Origin of the sequence: Fretibacterium sp. OH1220_COT-178 (assembly GCF_003860125.1) — a bacterium.
GTDB lineage: Bacteria > Synergistota > Synergistia > Synergistales > Aminobacteriaceae > CAJPSE01.
The window spans coordinates 21,415-39,156 of the sequence record NZ_RQYL01000014.1 but is presented as its reverse complement, the minus strand read 5'-3'; the positions used below and the strand labels follow the sequence as shown (position 1 = coordinate 39,156).

At 64.1% G+C, this 17,742-nt stretch carries 19 protein-coding genes; 9 read left to right on the top strand and 10 right to left on the bottom strand.

What is annotated here, in order from left to right; all coding sequences use genetic code 11:
- Nucleotides 1-406 precede the first annotated feature (406 nt).
- Nucleotides 407-769 (top strand): hypothetical protein, encoded by a 363-nt coding sequence (locus tag EII26_RS06965; RefSeq protein WP_148092550.1) that lies wholly within the window; start codon nt 407-409, stop codon nt 767-769.
- A 45-nt stretch (nt 770-814) separates the two neighbouring features.
- Here EII26_RS06965 and EII26_RS06960 read toward each other — a convergent pair whose 3' ends face one another.
- From EII26_RS06960 to EII26_RS06935, 6 genes are all read right to left on the bottom strand, one after another.
- Nucleotides 815-1,462, bottom strand: a complete 648-nt coding sequence (locus tag EII26_RS06960; protein ID WP_124888430.1) for a D-sedoheptulose-7-phosphate isomerase — start codon at nt 1,460-1,462, stop codon at nt 815-817.
- Nucleotides 1,459-2,448, bottom strand: a complete 990-nt coding sequence (locus tag EII26_RS06955) for an ROK family protein (protein WP_124888429.1) — start codon at nt 2,446-2,448, stop codon at nt 1,459-1,461. The genes EII26_RS06960 and EII26_RS06955 overlap by 4 nt, the downstream gene beginning before the upstream one ends.
- Before the next feature lie 59 nt (nt 2,449-2,507).
- Entirely contained in the window at nt 2,508-3,437 is a 930-nt protein-coding gene (locus tag EII26_RS06950; protein ID WP_124888428.1) for an ABC transporter permease, read from the bottom strand.
- 1 nt (nt 3,438) lies between these two features.
- Nucleotides 3,439-4,524, bottom strand: a complete 1,086-nt coding sequence (locus tag EII26_RS06945) for an ABC transporter permease (RefSeq protein ID WP_124888427.1) — start codon at nt 4,522-4,524, stop codon at nt 3,439-3,441.
- Nucleotides 4,521-6,083, bottom strand: coding sequence for an ABC transporter ATP-binding protein (locus tag EII26_RS06940; RefSeq protein ID WP_124888426.1), 1,563 nt, complete (start codon nt 6,081-6,083; stop codon nt 4,521-4,523). The genes EII26_RS06945 and EII26_RS06940 overlap by 4 nt, the downstream gene beginning before the upstream one ends.
- A gap of 187 nt (nt 6,084-6,270) precedes the next feature.
- Nucleotides 6,271-7,239 (bottom strand): BMP family lipoprotein, encoded by a 969-nt coding sequence (locus EII26_RS06935; RefSeq protein ID WP_124888425.1) that lies wholly within the window; start codon nt 7,237-7,239, stop codon nt 6,271-6,273.
- A gap of 268 nt (nt 7,240-7,507) precedes the next feature.
- Here EII26_RS06935 and EII26_RS06930 point away from each other — a divergent pair, with 268 nt between their 5' ends.
- Entirely contained in the window at nt 7,508-7,954 is a 447-nt protein-coding gene (locus EII26_RS06930; RefSeq protein WP_158612195.1) for a flavodoxin family protein, read from the top strand.
- An 84-nt stretch (nt 7,955-8,038) separates the two neighbouring features.
- On the top strand, nt 8,039-8,749 hold the full coding sequence (locus tag EII26_RS06925; protein WP_255415943.1) for an aspartate/glutamate racemase family protein: 711 nt from the start codon (nt 8,039-8,041) through the stop codon (nt 8,747-8,749).
- Nucleotides 8,750-9,337: 588 nt separating this feature from the next.
- Here the strand turns inward: EII26_RS06925 and EII26_RS06920 are convergent.
- Together EII26_RS06920 and EII26_RS06915 are read right to left on the bottom strand one after the other, a co-directional pair.
- The gene (locus EII26_RS06920; protein WP_124888423.1) at nt 9,338-10,147 is read right to left on the bottom strand and encodes a class I SAM-dependent methyltransferase; all 810 of its coding nucleotides are present in this window, start codon (nt 10,145-10,147) and stop codon (nt 9,338-9,340) included.
- A 9-nt stretch (nt 10,148-10,156) separates the two neighbouring features.
- Entirely contained in the window at nt 10,157-10,555 is a 399-nt protein-coding gene (locus EII26_RS06915; RefSeq protein ID WP_124888422.1) for a PadR family transcriptional regulator, read from the bottom strand.
- Between the two features lie 255 nt (nt 10,556-10,810).
- On the opposite strand from EII26_RS06915, the gene EII26_RS06910 reads away from it, so the two are divergent.
- Entirely contained in the window at nt 10,811-10,957 is a 147-nt protein-coding gene (locus tag EII26_RS06910; protein ID WP_199735105.1) for a hypothetical protein, read from the top strand.
- Entirely contained in the window at nt 10,954-12,555 is a 1,602-nt protein-coding gene (locus EII26_RS06905) for an N-acyl-D-amino-acid deacylase family protein (RefSeq protein ID WP_124888421.1), read from the top strand. Before EII26_RS06910 ends, EII26_RS06905 begins: the two co-directional genes overlap by 4 nt.
- 61 nt (nt 12,556-12,616) lie before the next feature.
- On the opposite strand, the gene EII26_RS06900 is transcribed toward EII26_RS06905, so the two are convergent.
- Complete coding sequence (locus tag EII26_RS06900) at nt 12,617-12,991, bottom strand: hypothetical protein (RefSeq protein WP_124888420.1); 375 nt, start codon at nt 12,989-12,991, stop codon at nt 12,617-12,619.
- 179 nt (nt 12,992-13,170) lie between these two features.
- Between EII26_RS06900 and EII26_RS06895 the strand changes: the two genes are divergently transcribed.
- The 4 genes from EII26_RS06895 to EII26_RS06880 all read left to right on the top strand — a co-directional run bounded on the left by EII26_RS06895 (nt 13,171) and on the right by EII26_RS06880 (nt 16,682).
- The gene (locus tag EII26_RS06895) at nt 13,171-13,362 is read left to right on the top strand and encodes a hypothetical protein (RefSeq protein WP_124888419.1); all 192 of its coding nucleotides are present in this window, start codon (nt 13,171-13,173) and stop codon (nt 13,360-13,362) included.
- Nucleotides 13,363-13,471: 109 nt separating this feature from the next.
- A complete protein-coding gene (locus EII26_RS06890; RefSeq protein WP_233572649.1) occupies nt 13,472-14,803 on the top strand; it encodes an FAD-dependent oxidoreductase in 1,332 nt (443 codons plus the stop codon).
- A gap of 745 nt (nt 14,804-15,548) precedes the next feature.
- A complete protein-coding gene (locus EII26_RS06885) occupies nt 15,549-15,746 on the top strand; it encodes a hypothetical protein (RefSeq protein ID WP_124888417.1) in 198 nt (65 codons plus the stop codon).
- A gap of 18 nt (nt 15,747-15,764) precedes the next feature.
- Nucleotides 15,765-16,682, top strand: coding sequence for an EamA family transporter (locus EII26_RS06880; RefSeq protein WP_124888416.1), 918 nt, complete (start codon nt 15,765-15,767; stop codon nt 16,680-16,682).
- Nucleotides 16,683-16,790: 108 nt separating this feature from the next.
- Here the strand turns inward: EII26_RS06880 and EII26_RS06875 are convergent, their stop codons facing one another.
- Nucleotides 16,791-17,633: an SDR family NAD(P)-dependent oxidoreductase gene (locus tag EII26_RS06875; protein WP_124888415.1), complete on the bottom strand. Its 843-nt coding sequence runs from the start codon at nt 17,631-17,633 to the stop codon at nt 16,791-16,793.
- Between the last annotated feature and the right edge of the window lie 109 nt (nt 17,634-17,742).

The window sequence follows — 17,742 nt, the reverse complement described above, 5'->3', positions numbered from 1 at the left end:
CCGGGCGCTCCGGCCGGCGCCGTTCGGATACAAGGAAATTTGCCGCATACGAACGGACGACTCGATTGCGGGCTGCGCGCTCAACTCCCACTCCAAAGCGTTTGTCCGCTTAAACGAAGTGTGCGGTTGATCACTAACGTGCGAGGAGGGATGCCGCGGGAGTCCCTTTGGATTGCCCCTGGTGCTTCGTCCTCCTTGAGAATGGACGGTTTGGGCTATTGCGCTCGTGAATGGGGAAACAGCCGGGGAACTTTTGTTTTGAAGGGAGAAGAGCATGAAAAAGAAGGCGTTTTTGGGCTTGTTTGTGTGCGTGGCTCTCGTGCTTGTGGCGGTTGGGGCGTCCCTTGCCGGGGAAGGCCGAACCCCCGCGAAAAAAGACGGCCCGGCCGGAGGAGAGGCCGAGCCCTTGGTGCGCGTACAAGAGGCGGAGGCGGTGCTCTCCGGCTATGCCGAGTATGACGAGTTCGTTGCCGATACGACCGAACCGCAGGTCAGAGTCGCATTTCTGGCCGAGGGGGACGTGAGGGAGTTCAAGGTGCTGTCGCTCCACCTCAAGGATGTGGACAGCAACGGCAAGGCGGACTTTCTCGTGGATACGCTGTATGCCCTGGACAGGCTGAAGCCGGAGCGTCCTCTGGTCGTTGCCTTGACGTTTTATGGTTCCACTCCCCATCACGGCATCTCCTACCTCGACTCGAAGGGGAAGACACGGTACTTCACCTTAGGGGAGAGCGGCATGGACGGCTCTCTTGAGTTGACGGAATTCTGAGGACCGGCTCGGCCCGCTGTCGGGGACGAAATTTTTGGCGGAGGCTCATTCCTCGAAAAACTCGGACTCGGCTGCCGCGCAGAGCAGGTGATAAAAGGCCAGGTGATACTCCTGGATGCGGAAGGTTCGGCGGTCGGGGGCGATGAGGGCGCAGTCGGCGAGCGCCGCCGCCCGCCCCCCTCCGCCGCCGGTCAGGACCAGGGTCGCGAGCCCGAGGACGCGGGCCGTCATCAGGGCGCAGCACACGTTGGCGGAGTTCCCCGAGGTGGAGATCCCAAGGAGCAGGTCCCCCGGCCTGCCGTACCCGAGCACCTGCTGGGCGAAGGCCAGCTGGGGATCGGCGTCGTTGGCGAAAGCCGAGAGGAGCGAGGTCTGGGACCCCAGGGAGATGGCCGGCAGTGCGCCCTGCAATCCCCGTCCGATGCGCTCGCCCTCCTCCCCGAACCGCTCCGACAGGCGCTCCCGAAGCCCGGCCGGCAGGGGGCGCCTCAGCATGAAGCCCTTCATCAGCTCGCCCACGATGTGCTCGCCGTCGGCGCAGCTGCCCCCGTTGCCGCAGATCAGCAGCTTGCCGCCCCGGCGGTAGGTCTCCGCAATCAGCCCCGACGCGTCGAGAAGCGCGGCGCGCAGGGGCTCCAGATCGGGATGTTCCTCGAAAAAGCGCCGGAAGAGCTCCTGCGTCCGGTCCTTCATGGGCGTTCATCCTCCCGTTCCCTGTTCCCGTAATAATAGGCCACGGTGAGCGCGGCGACGTCCCCCACGGCCTCGCCCAGCCGGCTGGGCACGACCTCGCAGGCGTCGCGTGCCGACGGCAGCGCCTCCGCATGCAGCACCTCGCGGGCCGAGGGCCAGATGTGATCACGGCAGCGCGCAAAGATGCTCCCGATGACGATTTTTTCGGGGTTCAGCAGGTCGACGATCACGGCCAGCCCCTGGCCGAGCCTGCGCCCTGAGACGGCCAGAATATCGCGGGCCAGCGCGTCGCCGGCGTCCGCCGCACGGCCCACGCGTTCGGCCGTCAAGGAACCCAGCGCGTCGCGGTCGGGGCACAGGGCGGGACGCTCCCCCGCCTGCAGGCGCTCCAGCACCATCGCGCGGGCCAACTGGGCGATCCCGCCTCCGCTGCAGAACCCCTCGAAGGAGCCCGCCTTGCCGAACCCGACGGGCCCGAACGGGGCCAGGCGGATGTGTCCCGCCTCGCCCGCGCTGTCGGATGCGCCGCAGTAGAGCCGTCCGTCCAGGACCAGGCCGGCACCCAGGCCGGTGCCGAAGGTGAGGAAAATCATGGAGCGGCAGCCCTGCCCCGCACCCCAGAGCCACTCGGCCAGGGCCCCCGCGTTGGCGTCGTTGCAGAGCCATGCGGGGAGCTGCGTCCGCCCGGAGAGCTCCGCGACGATGGGGAGCTCGTCCCAGCCCGGCAGGTTCGGGGGCGAGAGCACAAGGCCCCTGCGGCCGTCCAGCGGTCCCCCGCAGCTGATCCCGATTCCTGCGGGCTCGGGCCCCTCCAGCCTGCGGCAGGTCCCGATGTCCTCGGCCAGAGCACGCAGCATGTCGAGGGGCGTGTGGTCCGCCGTGGCGCGGGGGGGCGTCCGATGCCGAACGACGACCCCGTCGGCCCCCAGGTCCCCCACGCAGACCGAGCAGCTCGTGCCGCCGATGTCCACGCCTATCGCCCTCATGGCTTTCCCCTCTCCTTTCTTTGTCCGCGGTACCGAACGAGTGCGCCGCTCTTGTGAAGCTACCCCCGGTTCTCGCGGTCGTAGGGCTTGCCCAGCGCCGCGGGCTCCACCCGGCGGCGGTTGGGGGAGAGGGCCAGCACCAGGATGACCAGCACGTAGGGGACGATCAGGGCCAGCTCGTAGGGGAAGTCGATGCCGTAGAACTGAATCAGGCGCTGTGCCGCCGCCGCGATGCTGAACAGCACCGCGCCGCCCGTCACGCCCCAGGGCGACCAGCGCCCGAAGTACACGAGCGCCACGGCGATGAAGCCCCGGCCTGCCGTGATGTTGTCGGCGAACATCTTGGCGGAGCAGACGGACAGGTACGCGCCGGCCAGGCCCGCGAAGGCACCCGCCAGGACCACGCACTGGTACCGCACTCGGGAGACGTCGATTCCCAGTGTGTCCGCCGCCCGGGGCGTGGTGCCCACGGCACGGACCTTCAGGCCCCACGACGTGCGGAAGAGCAGCCAGCTCGACAGGGGGATGAGCGCGAAGGCGACGTAGTCCATCGGGCTGAGCGTCGCCAGGACCGAGCCGACCCAGGGGACGTTCTGCAGGGCGGCCACGTTGAGGGCGGGGATGCCGGTCACCGGGGTGGGGCCCCCCACGTAGACGCGGAAGAGCGTCCCGGAGATCCCCCAGCCCAGCATGTAGAGCCCGATTCCGGCGATGCCCTGGCGGGACTTGAAGGTGACGCAGACCAGGCCCAGGAGCAGCCCGAGAAGCGCTCCGACGGCCAGGGCCGCCAGGAGGCCGATCCAGGGGGTCTGGAGCTTCAGGTCGATGTAGAACGCGACGAAGGCCCCCATCATCATGATGCCCTCGGCGCCGAGGTTGAACATGCCGGCCCTCTGGTTGAACATCTCGCCCAGGGCGACCAGCAGCAGGGGCACGGCCATGGGAACCGCGGCCGCGAGCATGACGGAGAACAGGGATTCCCAGCTCATGTCAGGCGTCCTCCTCTCGTATGAATCGGGACAGAATCCGGGCCCGGATGTGCCGGCTGGAGATGAAGACCGCCGAGGAGACCACCGCGAGAATGATCAGCCCCTGGATGGCCAGGATGATGTGGGCGGGGATGGTGACGGCCCGCTGCATCATGTCGGCGCCGACGATCAGGAGTCCGAAGAGCATCGAGGCGGGGATGATCCCCAGCGGATGGAGACCGCCGAATAGGGCCACGACGATGCCGCTGAATCCGTAGCCCGCGGAGAGGGCTTCCAGGGCGCGGCGGTGGACGCCGCAGAGCTCCACGGCCCCGGCCAGCCCGGCCATGCCTCCGGCCAGCAACATCGCCAGGACGAGGTGGCGCTTTACGCTCATGCCCGCGTAGCGGGCGGCCAGGGGCTGAGCCCCGCAGGCCCTCATGCGATAGCCCAGGGTCGTCTTCCAGAGCATCAGGTAGACCAGCACGGCGATGAGGATCGCGTAGATCAGGCCGGAGTGCAGCCGCATGGGGGGCATCAACCGGGTCAGCCACGCGTTGGGGGAGAGCTGCGCCGTCTGGGGGATGCCCGTGCCGTAGGCCAGCTCCTGGGGGTCGATCATCGGGGCGCGGAGCAGGTAGGTGTAGATCTGGCTCGCGATGTAGTTCATCATGACCGTGCTCAGGATCTCGTTGACGCCCAGATAGGCCTTGAGCCATCCCGCGATGCCGCCCCACAGGGCCCCGCCCAGGAAGGCGGCGGCGAAGATCAGGGGCAGCAGGAGGAATTTGGGCAGGTCGGGCAGGGAGAGGCCGAAGAACGCGCCGACGACGGCGCCGATCAGAATCTGGCCCTCTCCGCCGATGTTCAGGATCCCGCTGCGGAAGGAGACGGCGACCCCGACGGCGACCAGCATCAGCGGCGTGGCGCGCACCAGCAGCTCGGAGATGCCGAAGGCGTCCTGCAGGGGCTGGGTGAACATGACGGCGTAGGCGGTCAGGGGGTTGCCGCCGGCGACCGCGAAGAGGACTGCCCCCAGCAGAAGCGCGCAGAGGAGGAAGGTCAGGATGACCGTTACGTTGTAGATCAGGATCGTGCTCTTTTTCATGCCCGTACCTCCTCGGCCTTGGCGGCCGGGTCCCGTTGCGGGGCGTCGATGCCCGCCATCAGCAGGCCCAGCTCCTGCTTGTCGGTCTCGGCGGCGTTCAGGATCTTCATGATGCGTCCCTCGTAGATGACGGCGATCCGGTCGCAGAGGTCAAGCAGCTCGTCCAGCTCCTCGGAGATGAGCAGCACGGCGGTTCCGGCCTCGCTGATCTTCAGAAGCTGCTTGTGCACGTGTTCCGTGGCTCCCAGGTCCAGGCCCCGGATGGGGTAGACGGCGATCAGCACCTTGGGCTTTCGGGTGATCTCGCGCGCTAGGATGACCTTCTGGATGTTGCCGCCCGAGAGGGTGGCGCAGGACGTCTCGATGTCCGGGGTCTTGATCTCGAAGGAGAAGACCAGGTCGGACGCGAAGCGCTTGGTCTTCTCGCGGTTCAGGAAGCCGCGGCTCGACAGCGCGGGCGTATCGTAATCCTTCAGGATCAGGTTCTCGCGGACGGAGAAGGAGGGGATGGTTCCCTCGTGGATCCGGTTCTCGGGGATGTAGCCCATGCCCTGCTCGATGATCTGCAGGGGCGTGTGGTTGGTGATGTTCCAGTAGTCGATCAGGATGTTGCCGCTGTCGACCTTCCGAAGGCCGTTGATCGCCTCTGCCAGCTCGCGCTGCCCGTTCCCGGAGACGCCGGCGATGCCGAAGATCTCGCCCTTGCGGACGCTGAAGGTGGTCCCGTCCAGGGCCGGCTTGCCCAGGTCCCCCTTGACCCGCACGTCGACGACGTCCAGGGCCACCTCCTCGCGCAGGGCCTGGGGCGTTCGGGACGAGGCCTGGCCCAGGGTACGGCCCGCCATGCGGTCCGCCAGCTCGCGGTCGGAGAGCTCCTGGGTCGGGCCCTCGTAGACCCGCTTCCCGGCCCGAAGGACCATCACACGGTCGCTGACCCGACGGACCTCGTTCAGCTTGTGGCTGATGAAGATGACGGAGCACTCCTTGCGGGCCATGTCGCGGAGCAGCTCCAGAAGCTCGTCCGTCTCCTGGGGCGTCAGGGCGGCGGTGGGCTCGTCCATGATCAGGAGGTTGGCGCCCAGGACCAGGGCCTTGATCAGCTCCACCCTCTGCTGCTCGCCCACCGAGAGCTGCCAGATCAGGGCGTCCGGCTTGACCTCCAGATCGTGCTTTCGGGAGACCTCCAGGATCTTGTAGCGCACCTCCTCCAGGTCCAGGGAGAAGGTGTGCTTGTGGCAGAACCCCAGCGCGACGTTCTCCGTCACCGTGAGGTTCGGGACCAGCATGAAGTGTTGGTGCACCATCCCGATGCCCAGCCGGAATGCGGCCAGGGGGCTGCCGATCTCCACCTCCTGCCCGTTCACCTTTATGCTGCCGCTGTCCTGACGGTAGAGGCCGTAAAGGACGTTCATCAGCGAGCTCTTTCCCGCACCGTTCTCCCCGAGAAGCGCCAGGATCTCGCCCGAGCGCAGCTCCAGGTCCACGGAGTCGCAGGCGACGACGCCGGGGAAGCGCTTGGTTATCCCCCTCATCTCGAGGGTCTCGATCAATTCTGCCATGGACATCCCTCCATTGTTTTCCGAGTCGTGAACCGGTGGTGATGACGGCTTGCCCCGGGGCCGCCCGGGGGAATAAAAGCCCCCGAGAACACGGGGAGGGCGGCCTTGCCGCGCTCCCGGGCACGGGGGCGATTCCTTTCGGTACGATGCTGTGTCGGTTTCAGGTGCGGTTCTCCCGCACCGGGGGCTACTTCAGCTCGATCTTCAGCTTGCCGCTGGCGATGTCCGCCTTCACTTCCTCCAGCTTCTTGGCGACCTCGGGCGGAAGCTCGTGGTTCACCTGGATGTCGATGTTCCCGTTGGCGAGGGAGAGCGGGATGGCGCGTCCGCCCAGCTCGCCCTTGGCGCGGGAGTCGATGATCTCCTTCACGACGTTCTTGAAGAGGTAGACCTGCGCCATGAGCACGGAGTCGGGGGCGACGTCCTTCATGTTGAGGTCGGTGGAGATCCAGTGGACGCCTTTATGCTCGGCGACGGCCTTCAGCGCCCCGACGCTCTGCTGGGATGAGCCGCTCAGGAAGTCCGCCCCGGCCTTGATGGCGGTACGGGCGATCTCGCCGGCCCCCACCAGGTCGTTGAAGGAGCCCGTGTAGGCGATGCGGACGACGGCCTTGGGGTTCACGGCCTTCACGCCCATCTCGAAACCCTTGTTGTACTTGATGGCGTCCCCCGCCTCGACGGGGCCGACCAGGCCGATCACGCCGCTCTTGGTCATCATGCCCGCGATCACGCCGCCGAGGTAGGCGCCCTCCTGGGCATGGGGATCGTAGGCGAAGATGTTGGGAAACTTCGCGGCGTAGCCGGTGCCGTAGGCAAAGCTCGTCTTGGGGAAGTCCGGCGCGATGTCGTTCAGAAGGCTCTGGTACTGGGCTCCGTGGGCGATGATGATGTCGTAGCCCTGCGAGGCGTACTGGCGGATGGCCGCCGCGGCATCGACGGGGTTGCCCAGGCGCTCGCTGATCGAGAGCTCCAGCTTGCCCTCGCCTAGCTCCTGCTGTACGGCGACGATGCCCTCGTACATTGCCTGGCTCCAGGCCAGGTCGTCGCGGGTGCTGGGGACGACGAAGCCGACCTTGATGGGCTCGCTCCGGGCGGCGGAGGCGCCCAGGACGACGAGGAGCAGCGCAAGGACCAACAACGACAATCTCTTCTTCATGACAGCAATCCCTCCAAACAATGGTGTCGAAACTGATGCGATACGCTCATTATGACATATTCGGGGCAAACTGGGTAAGAAAAAATTAACAAGATGAAAGGATATTTTTATTTTGCATCGGGTTCCGCCGGGAGAAGCATCTTATCGTGCGACGTGCGGGGCGTTTCGGCCCTCCGGCCGTCAGCACGATGGCCGGAAATGGCTATAATGAATCCGAAGCGCGCGGCCCATAAGCTTGGGACCGATGGAACGGAAAGGGGCGAATGTCATGGAGACGAAAATCGCGATCGTGTATGTCTCGACGCATCATGGAAACACCAGGAAAGTTGTGGAGGCCATGGCGGCGGAACGGGAGTGCGATCTGTATCCCGCGGATCGGGCGAAGGATGCGGAGCTCTCGAAATACGACGTCGTCGGGTTCGCCTCGGGCGTGTATTTCCAGTCGTTGAGTCCGCTCATCGTCCAGTTGGCGAGGGACCTCGAACTGAGCGATCGTCAGAGGACGTTCATCGTCTACACGGCCGGGATCAACTACAAGAACTACGCCGCACCCGTCGAGAAAATCCTGAGGGAGAAAAACGGCACCTACGTCGGCCGGTACTCCTGCAGGGGCTACGACACCTGGGGACCGCTCAAGCTGATCGGGGGGATCGCCAGGAAGAACCCGACGGAGCAGGAGCTCCGGAGGGCGAGGGAATTCATAAGACAGATTTGAATTTGACGACGACACGATTGGGGCCGGGCGCCTTTATCCTGCCCCGATCGTTTTTTGACGCTCGGAGAAGGAGGAGCGAGTTTGTTGACGAAGCCTGAAAAGACCCTTGGGATTCTGGGCGGGATGGGCCCCGCCGCGGCGGCCGAGTTTTTGCGGCTCCTGGCCGCGGGGGCTCCGGCCCGGAGCGACGCGGAGCACCCGCGCCTGATGATGTTCTCCGATCCCGACATCCCGGACCGCAGCGACGGGATTCTCGGGACGGGGCCGGACCCCGCGCCGGCGATACGCCGGGCCCTGCTGCGCCTCGCCGAGTGGGGTGCGGACCTGCTGGCCGTCCCCTGCAACACGGCCCATCACTTCATCGACCGTTTCCGGGCGGACCTGCCGGTGCCCCTGGTCCACATCGTCGAGGCCACCGTGGATGCCGCTCGGCGGTGCAGTCCGGAGGGGGCGTGGCTCCTCTCCACCTCGGGGACCCGCGCCAGCGGGATCTATCCCGCCTGCGCCGAGGACAGGGGGTATCGGTTTTTTCATCCCTCGGAGGCGTGTCAGGAACGGGTCCAGCGCTGCCTGCGCCGGGTGAAGTCCGGGGACATGACGGAGGCGGCAGGGCTGATGCGCGAGCTCGTGGAGGAGCTTTGGTCCGAGCGGGACTGCCTGGTCGTCACGGCCTGCACGGAGCTGCCCCTGGCCTACGCGGCGTCGGGCCTGCCGAAGGATCGGGAGGTGTCGAGCCTCCAGGCGCTCTGCGACGCCTGCCTCGACGTCCTCTACGCGAGGGGAAACGGAGAATGACGTTCGATCTCGTCGTCAAGGGCGGGTTCGTCGCGGACGGGACATTCGACATCCCACGCGGCGAGCCGGGAGTGTAAGGAGGTCGAGAGTTATTTACAAAATCCCGAGAGAAAAAGCATGAACGGAGCTTCTCACCCGGCGTCAAATTTCCGAGAGACTTGTGAGGCTTGGCCCAGTTGTGGCCATCGGCGGAACGGACCAGTGATTTTCTGCGAAGCTCCGGTGACTCGAAATGCTCCTTATCATCGTGCCGCATCTCCATTAAGGTTCGTATGACCCGTTCCGCCTTGACGGTTGTCGTGCCTGAATGGGTTGGGTGCCCCGAAGTCACCGCCGCTCAAACGGATGACCGGGCGCGCCGCCGGTTCGGCGCACACCCCGGGAGAGGCGGACGACACGATCGCAGCCACCAGCGGAAAAGCACCGCACAGGCGGGAGAATGTTCCTGAAGCCATTGCGTCTGACGTCCATCGATAAGCCTCTCTTTTCGCGTCGAGAGTGCGGTTCATGGAAATGCACGCGAAAATATCGATCGGCCAAAAATTTTTTTAAAGAGGCAAAATTGGGTCCGCTCGGCCTCCGGGGTGCTTAGCGGTAACGGCGCCGCTCCCGGACGTCCCAGTACAAGGTGGCTTTGAGGACGTGAACGTCGCTGCGGATCGATCCGTTCTCGGAGCGTTCCCGGAGGATCCGGCGGATCCTCTCCCTTTTCTCCGCGTTGCAGTCCTTGACATTGCGTTCGTAACGCTTCATCAGGGCATCGGCACTCAGTTCGAAGGTTTCGCTGCGGGCGTGGATCTCAAGCTGCGGACAGTACCCGTCCTCCCACAGCAGGGTCCACAGACGCTTCGTCCGTTCCCCCTGGTTGTGGGGGTCGTCGCGAACGTCCATGCCGACTGCCTCGAGGATTGACGCCTTCAGCTCGTCCTGTTCCTCCAGAAAACGGTCGACCATGCACCATCCTCTGGAGCACGCGCTCATCCGGCGCAAGTCCTCCAGATCCTCGACTGCCGGTGACATCGAGGCGAAGACGAGGTCGAATCCTTGGGCGAGCAACGTCTCGAGAGCGGCATCGGGATTTTTGAAATCACCGACTTGCAGGATGATGTTGGCGTGTTGCCTCAGGTTTTCCGCGGCGAACTCCAGCATGCGTGCGGAGATGTCCACCCCCACCGCCTCGCCGGCCGTCGGAGCGAAGGCTCCAAGGTGGCGCCCCACGCCGCAGCCCACATCCAGCACTCTGGCTCCGGGGCCGAGCGCCCCGATCCGCTTCAGAATTGCCAGTGCCGGATCGCGTTCGAGGTTCCAGCCGTGTCCCGCGACCCTGCGTTGAAAATCCTCCGCCGAACTGTCCCAGTACGCCGAGTCCTTTTTGCCTTTCTCCACGATTTGCATCATCCGTCCTCCTCATTCCGCCCTGAAACGGCCGGGATTCCCCTCGCCTTCCCGGCGAGTTTCTTCTCCCTTGTCTTTCAACGCCGCATACCGTCGGAGGAACGTGTCGAAATGCCGTTTCCTGACGGCAATATCCTCTTCCCATTCCCTCAGGTCGGCGTACCCGGACTCCGTCAGGCGGTATCTCTTCTTGGGGTCGCCGCGATCGGAAAAGACCCATTCGAAGCTCAGTGCTCCCTCTTCGACAAGCGTGCGGAGGCAACGGTAAACCGTGGAGGAATCCCTCCTGAATCCGGGGAAAGACTCCTCGAGGCGTCGATGGATCTCTCTTCCGTACCCGTTCTCCTCGGCAATCAGAAGCAGGATGAATGCACATAGGTGCCTGTGCCCGTTGCGTTCGATGATCCCCATCACCGTGCCCCCCTCCCGCACTTCGTCCTCCCTCGTCGCTACAGTCCATCATGGTGTGCATTATACACCATGATGCGCCATGTCTCCCAATGCGATTTCAGAAGCGTCCTCCGAGGCGCACCGCAGCAGAAGACGCCGGCGATCCGCGGCCTGCGGTTCGGGAATTCGGTGCTAAACTTGACGGGAGTTGGGGGACGTGCTTGCGCCAATCTTTGCGTTCCCTATCGCGGAACCGGGAAGGAGCCTCTTTCGATAATGTCTTTGGAATTCAGTGCTGCTTCGATTTTCGAGAAAACGGTCTACGCGGCGTCGGGCCTGCCGAAGGATCGGGAGGTGTCGAGCCTCCAGGCGCTCTGCGACGCCTGCCTCGACGTCCTCCACGCGAGGGGGAACGGGGAATGACGTTCGATCTCGTCGTCAAGGGCGGGTTCGTCGCGGACGGGACGGGGGGCCCGTGCTTCCGTTCGGACGTCGGCGTTTGCGGCGACCGGGTCGCCGCCCTGGGGCGCCTCCCGGACGGGAGGACGACGGTGGACGCCTCCGGGATGGTCGTGGCGCCGGGATTCGTCGATGCGCACAATCATGCCGACCACGGCATCCTGCGCTGTCCGGACGCGCAGAACTTCCTCGCTCAGGGCATCACGACCTCCATCTGCGGAAACTGCGGCCTGGCCTTGACGCCCCTGTCGGACGCCCACCGCGAGGGGCTCGCCCGCTATATGGCCCCTTTCGTGGGGGCGGCCCAGGAGTACGACTGGGCGTGGGACGACCTCGCCTCCTTCGTCCGAAGGATCGAGGCGGCCCGTCCGGCCCAGAACCTGGCGCTCCTGGCGGGGCACGGCACGCTGCGAGCCGCCGTCATGGGCTTCGAGGACCGGGCTCCCACGGACGGGGAGCTGGAGCGGATGGGGCTGCTGCTGGAGCGCGAGTTCGGCCAAGGGGCGTTCGGGCTCTCCTTCGGGCTGGCCTATCCGCCCGGGAGCTACGCGAGACGCCGGGAGCTCGCCGCGCTTCTGTCGGCCGCTGCCCGGCACGGCCGGCGCTGTGCCTTTCATCTGGAGAGCGAGAGCACCGCGGTCGTCGGGTGCGTCGAGACGGTGCTGGATCTGGCGCGGGAGACGGGGGCCGCCGTGGAGATCTCGCACCACAAGGCCATCGGGCGGGAGAACTGGGGTAAGGTCTTCGAGACCCTGCGCGCGATGGAGCGGTCCCGTGCGGAGGGCGTCGACGTCCTGTGCGACGCCTACCCCTACGTGGCGGGGAGCACGACGATCCTGTCGCTCCTGCCCGCATGGGCCGCGGAGGGCGGAGTGGACGCGCTGCTCGCACGGTTGCGGGACGACACGCAGAGGGACCGCATCGCGGACGCGATCCTGAAGGACGACGTGCCGGGCGACAACCTGATGCTCCTTCAGGGATGGGAGCGGGTCCTGATCGGCGACTGTCCGGGGGACCGGGCGTGCGAGGGGCGCACCCTGGCGGAGATACTCGAGAGGCGCTCCGTGGATGCGGAGTCCATCGGCCTTTTCATGGACTGGCTCCTGAGTGTCTCCGGCCGCGCCCTGATGGTGCTGCTGGACGAGCAGAGCGAGGACGACCTGCGGCATGTGCTCGCCCATCCCCTGACCGCCCTGGGGTCGGACGCGTGGGTCGTCCGGGACGGGGAGGGCTGTCCGCACCCGCGTGCGTACGGGACTACGGCCCGTTTCCTGGGGCGGTTCGTCCGGGAGGGGCGGCTTCTGAGTCTGGAGGAGGCGGTGCGCAAAATGACCTCCGCGCCCGCCCGCCGCTACGGTCTCGCGGGGCGCGGTCTGATCGCGGAGGGGCTCTTCGCCGACCTCGTCGTCTTCGATCCCGCTGCGGTCCTCGACCGGGGGGACTTCCTCGACCCGCACCGCCGCCCGGAGGGGATCCGGGCCGTGGTCGTCAACGGGACGCTCGCGGTGCGGGACGGACGCCAAACGGAAAACCGTTCCGGAAGGGTGCTTCGGGCGGTGTGAAGCAATTATCGGAACCCAAACAGAGACGATATGTGGACGGAGGGCACTAAAATGCCGCCGCCTACGGCTGTGGCTCCACCCCCGCGGGATGGAACTTGAGCAGCTCCTTCTGTTCGTCCAGGAGGGCCCTCAACTCCTCGATCGTCCAGTCGAGAGAGTTCAGGATCAGCTTGTCCGCCACGTTCTCCTGTCCCCTGCGCTGAATCCGCTTCTTCTCCCGAACGTATTTCCTCCACGTCTGAGGGGTGGCGTCCAATCCCCTTTCGAGGCGCCAGAGGGTGTAGCCGGCCTGGTACTGCCAACCCAGGGGAGGGGAGTTCTTGAGATATTTTTGTTTCTTTCTGTTCGGCGCCGCATCCGAGCCCATGACCAGAAGGCTGCCGAACAGGGCGGCCAGCATGAGGATGGACCCCAAACGCTTCAGGTTGCTCTTCATGAAAAATTCGTCCTCCTTGCTGTCGGGGTGGCTTTACACCTTTGTCTTCTATTGTACAATGAATCGTGGCCTACGATGGTTGATCAGTGGAGACGCACCGCAAAATTCGGACGGCGAGGGGATGTTTTCGTGGTCGCCGTTTCGGCAGGAGGCTTTTTCGACGCAGGGAGGCGGATATCGTGCGCATAGTACAGACGAACACCATCATCAACACCGACGGCTTTGTCGATCGCCTGGAACGGGGGTACGCCGTGCGGCGGGTCAACGTCGATTACGAGCACGTCAAGGAACCCGTCATCGTCCCCCGTCCCCAGATAGAGGACTTCAATTCGCTCGTCGTCGTCCACGACAAGATCGAGCAGTACGGTTAAAGACCTCCTTCGGGGGGCGTTCCACGGGGGCGGGCGCCGCGATTCCGTTCGGGGTGCGGGGCCTTTCCCTGCGATGCTGCAATTTGAGGAGGAGAGGACCTTGAAGGTTGTGGTCTTGGGCTGTACCCACGCGGGGACGGCGGCGATATTGAACACGGTGGCGCTGCACAAGGACGCGCAGGTGACGGTTTACGAGCGAAACGACAATATCTCCTTTCTGTCGTGCGGCATCGCGCTGCACGTTCAGGGGGTGGTGAAGGATCCCAAAGGGCTGTTCTACTGCTCGCCCGAAAAGCTCGCCGAGCTGGGCGTCGGGACCTGCATGAAGCATGAGGTGACGGACGTCGACCTCGCGGCGAAGAAGCTCCGGGTCCGCGACTTGGACTCCGGGCGCGAGTTCGAGGACGCCTACGACAAGCTGATCGTCGCGTCGGGGTCCTGGCCCGTCGAGCCGCCCATAGAGAACTCGAAGCTGGAGAACGTCCTGCTCTGCAAGAACTACGGCCATGCGATGGAGATCGTGAAACGGTGCGCGTCCGCGCGCAGCGTCGCCATCGTCGGGGCGGGCTACATCGGCACGGAGCTGGTGGAGGCCTTCGAGACCCAGGGCAAGTCGGTGACGTTCATCGACCAGATGAGTCAGGTGCTGCCCCGCTACCTGGACCCCGACGTGGTCGACGTGGTGGAGCGGCTCTACGTCGAAAAGGGCGTGAGGCTGGCCTTCGGCCGGACGGTGAAGAAGTTCGTGGACGACGGGCATGGAAAGGTCGCCGGGGTCGTGACGACGGACGGGGAGTTCGAGGCGGACCTGGTGATCCTCTGCGTGGGTTTCCGTCCCCAGACGGCGCTCTTCAAGGGGAAGCTGGAGATGCTTCCGAACGGGGCCATCCGCGTGGACGAGTTCATGCGGACGTCCCACCCGGACGTGTTCGCGGCCGGCGACTGCTGCGCGGTCTACAACAACGCCTCCCGGCAGTACGGCTACATCCCGCTGGCGACCAACGCCGTCCGCATGGGAACGCTCGCCGCGCGGAACCTCAAGGCGCCCACGACCAAGCATATGGGGACCCAGGGGACGTCCGGCATCAAGATCTACGACTGGAACATCGCCAGCACCGGCCTGACCGAGCTGGTGGCCAAGGATTTGGGGCTCGACTACTCCGTCTCCGTCCTCGAGGACAATTATCGGCCGGAGTTCATGCCCTCCACCGAGCCCTTCCTCCTCAAGCTGGTCTACGAGAAGGGGACGCGCCGCATCCTGGGTGCCCAGGTTCGTTCCCGGGAGGACCTCACCCAGTCGATCAACACCCTGTCCGTCTGCATCCAGAACGGGATGACGGTGGACGAGCTGGCGTTCGTCGACTTCTTCTTCCAGCCGCACTACAACAAGCCCTGGAACTTCCTCAACACCGTGGCGCTCCAGGCCCTGCCGCCGGTCTAGCGACCGGGAGGAGGCACGTCCGGAGCGGCGGTGCGCCCTCAAGGATAAAAAAGTTGCGCACGACGGATGGAGACGCCCCCGACCCTGCGGGGCGTCTTTGTCGATCCAGGGGCGCGCTCCGCCCGGAGCGGGTGCTCCCTTGTTCCTTCGAGGGGATTGGGGAGTCGCTTGCACACCGCTCGTCCGTCTCGTCGAACGCCTGGATCGAGACCGCTGATGAGGTTCTGCGGGATCTCGCGGAGCGGGAAGGAAACGTTTTGGAATTGGCTCTTCACTTTTAATTCGGCCTTTGCGATACCCTAGAACCCCAAAGTTTTGGCTTGAGACGATGGGACGGGTCCAGGAGGTTCCGAAATACCGTTCATACGGATCATCTCAGGCTTTTTGCGGGAAAGAGGCCGGGAGTTCATGAAGACCTCAGGTATCGCGCTCCGGCCTTCTTGCGGCGGATGCAGTTTCTCCGGATAAATGGTCGCCCCATGCCCTTATCAGAGGCTCAAAAGCCTCCAGCGCGTCATGCCCGCAAGTTTGTACCGGATGCAATAAAGCGTGATTTTTCAGCCGAAAGCTTGCCGTCATCGATTCGATTCGGGTACGCCAGATCGCGTGACGCACAAACACCATGAGACCTGCGGTGCTCATCGCTTCGTAACCGAGGGCACAACCATGAGGCGCACGGCAAGCGCGCCCGGGCACAGCCCGACCAAGGGGGGCGACGCGAGTATCCGTGCCGCTTCTTTTCGGAGTGGAGGTCGGTTTGAAGGCTTTTGAGGAGGGGCTTGCCCATGGAGGAGATTTTGCCCTGGACCTCGTCCTTGGTCTTGATGACGGTGGTTTGTGCTATGCTTTGCGCGGCATGCTCCGAGAATTTGCAGTTTGTCCGATACAAATCCACGCCGAAGGGAACGCGGAGCTGCAGATAGACGGTTTTTCTGCCCCTTGATGGAAGGAGGGCGACAGGATGAAGAAGCGCGACGTATTGCTGTTGCTGACGGTCGCGGTCGTCTGGGGCGTCAACTTTACGGTGATAAAAATCGGGTTGCAGTCGGTCCCGCCCCTTTTTCTGGTTTTTTTGAGGTATCTGTTCGTTGCCTTCCCCTTGATCTTTTTTGTGAAGAGCCCTGATGTGTCGTGGAGGGTGATTGCGGGCTACGGGCTGTGTATCGGGGTGGGACAATTTTCGTTTCTGTTCTGTGCGATTCGTGCCGGAATGCCTGCAGGATTGGCCTCGGTGGTCCTGCAGGCTCAAGCCATCTTCACCCTTATCCTGTCGTCGGGGTTCATGGGGGAGAGAATGGGAAGGATTCAGATTGCTGGAATAATGCTGGCCGTTTTCGGACTGGGACTGATCGGTGGTTTTTGGGGCCCCGGTTCCGATTCGATCCCGACGATAGCCTTCCTGATGTGCCTCATGGCCGCCTTCTTCTGGGGCTGTGCGAATGTTCTTGTCAAAAGGGCGGCCAAGGAGAGCGAGCGAAAAGGAGCTCCCCTGAATATGATGGAAATGCTCGTCTGGTCCTCGGTTTTCGTTCCTCTGCCCATGCTTGGCATTTCCCTGGCCGGAGGCGAGGCGTCAGCGGCCTTTCGTGTGCTGACCCGCTTGGACGGGACGGCCGTCTTCTCCGTTCTGTACCTCGTCGTTCTGTCCACCCTCTTCAGCTATTACGTCTGGAACAAAATGATTGCGGTCTACTCGGCCGGAAGAGTCGCTCCCTTTTCGTTCCTGGTGCCCATTACAGGGCTATTGAGCGCGATGTTGGTCCATGGTGAGAGGGTGGCTTCCTCTCAGTGGATCGGAATAGCGGGGGTCATCGCCGGGCTGGTCGTCTTTCAGTTGGGAAGCCGCATCCAAGGCGGTTTTGCGCGCACAGGAACGTAGGTTGAGTCCAAGGTTCGCCGTGGACCGTAAAAGCATTCCCGATTTGATTTTTCCCCTGAGTTTCGCTACGGGATTTTAGGAACGGTATGGAGGGGTGGCCCCCCGGCATCATTCCCGTCGAGAACACCGTGATTTTTCTTCCCGCTGTCCGTCGGCCTCTGCAGCGGTTTTTTGATTGTGTTTCGAGCTTCCCGCATAGCTCAGCAGGGGGTCGTGCAGCGTGAACTCGAAAGTCTCCCGGTCCACGGCTCCGACCGTCTTGTCGCTGTCGTAGAGCTCCAGCAGAAATTCGGCTGCCTGCCGGCTCGTGTGGTAGGTTCCGAAGGCTTTGTCGTAATCGTATTCTGCCGCGTCGTTTGCCACCTTGCCGAATTCCGTCTGGGTTGCGGCCGGTGCGAACACCTTTGCCCGCATTCTGGCTCCGGTCTCCTTCAGCTCCCGTGCCAGTCCTTCGGTAAAGGCGCTGACGAAGAATTTCGTTGCGCAGTAGGCGACGGCTCCGGGGACGAGCGTGTAGCCCCCCGCGGAGGAAATGTTGATGAGCTGGGTTCCCTCCACGTCCTTGTAATCGCTGACGAACAGGGAGGAGAAAAGGGTGGGCGCTTCCACGTTCAGGCGGAGCATGGCTCCGATCTTGTGCAGGTCCTGATGGGCCGCGCTGCCGTAGTGTCCGAAGCCCGCATTGTTTATCCATGTCTCCAGCGCATAGCCCTTCAGGTCCGTATAGAGTCGGTATACGTTTTCCGTGACGGACAGGTCCGAGGCTTTGATGACGACATCCAGCGTGGGGTATCGAGCCAGAATCTCGCTCTTCAAGGCTTCCAGGTTGTGCCTGCGGCGGGCGGCGACGATCAGATTTTTGCCTCGGGCGGCAAACGCCCTTGCCGTTTCATAACCGATGCCCGAGCTGGCCCCCGTGACGACCGTGTATCTTTCTGTCTTCCGCGCCATCTGAAATCCCTCCATATCATGGCCATTCGTCCATAATTTTTGCGACGACCGGGTCGCATATAATGAGACCATACGATGTGGAGCGGACTCTATGTCAAGGGAGTGGAGG

Coding starts and splice junctions, on each gene's coding strand:
- EII26_RS06960 (WP_124888430.1), bottom strand. CDS start 1,462: ATGAAGGACCGGACGCAGGAGCTCTTCCGGCGCTTTTTCGAGGAACAT.
- EII26_RS06955 (WP_124888429.1), bottom strand. CDS start 2,448: ATGAGGGCGATAGGCGTGGACATCGGCGGCACGAGCTGCTCGGTCTGC.
- EII26_RS06950 (WP_124888428.1), bottom strand. CDS start 3,437: ATGAGCTGGGAATCCCTGTTCTCCGTCATGCTCGCGGCCGCGGTTCCC.
- EII26_RS06945 (WP_124888427.1), bottom strand. CDS start 4,524: ATGAAAAAGAGCACGATCCTGATCTACAACGTAACGGTCATCCTGACC.
- EII26_RS06940 (WP_124888426.1), bottom strand. CDS start 6,083: ATGGCAGAATTGATCGAGACCCTCGAGATGAGGGGGATAACCAAGCGC.
- EII26_RS06935 (WP_124888425.1), bottom strand. CDS start 7,239: ATGAAGAAGAGATTGTCGTTGTTGGTCCTTGCGCTGCTCCTCGTCGTC.
- EII26_RS06930 (WP_158612195.1), top strand. CDS start 7,508: ATGGAGACGAAAATCGCGATCGTGTATGTCTCGACGCATCATGGAAAC.
- EII26_RS06920 (WP_124888423.1), bottom strand. CDS start 10,147: ATGATGCAAATCGTGGAGAAAGGCAAAAAGGACTCGGCGTACTGGGAC.
- EII26_RS06915 (WP_124888422.1), bottom strand. CDS start 10,555: ATGGGGATCATCGAACGCAACGGGCACAGGCACCTATGTGCATTCATC.
- EII26_RS06910 (WP_199735105.1), top strand. CDS start 10,811: ATGTCTTTGGAATTCAGTGCTGCTTCGATTTTCGAGAAAACGGTCTAC.
- EII26_RS06905 (WP_124888421.1), top strand. CDS start 10,954: ATGACGTTCGATCTCGTCGTCAAGGGCGGGTTCGTCGCGGACGGGACG.
- EII26_RS06900 (WP_124888420.1), bottom strand. CDS start 12,991: ATGAAGAGCAACCTGAAGCGTTTGGGGTCCATCCTCATGCTGGCCGCC.
- EII26_RS06880 (WP_124888416.1), top strand. CDS start 15,765: ATGAAGAAGCGCGACGTATTGCTGTTGCTGACGGTCGCGGTCGTCTGG.
- EII26_RS06875 (WP_124888415.1), bottom strand. CDS start 17,633: ATGGCGCGGAAGACAGAAAGATACACGGTCGTCACGGGGGCCAGCTCG.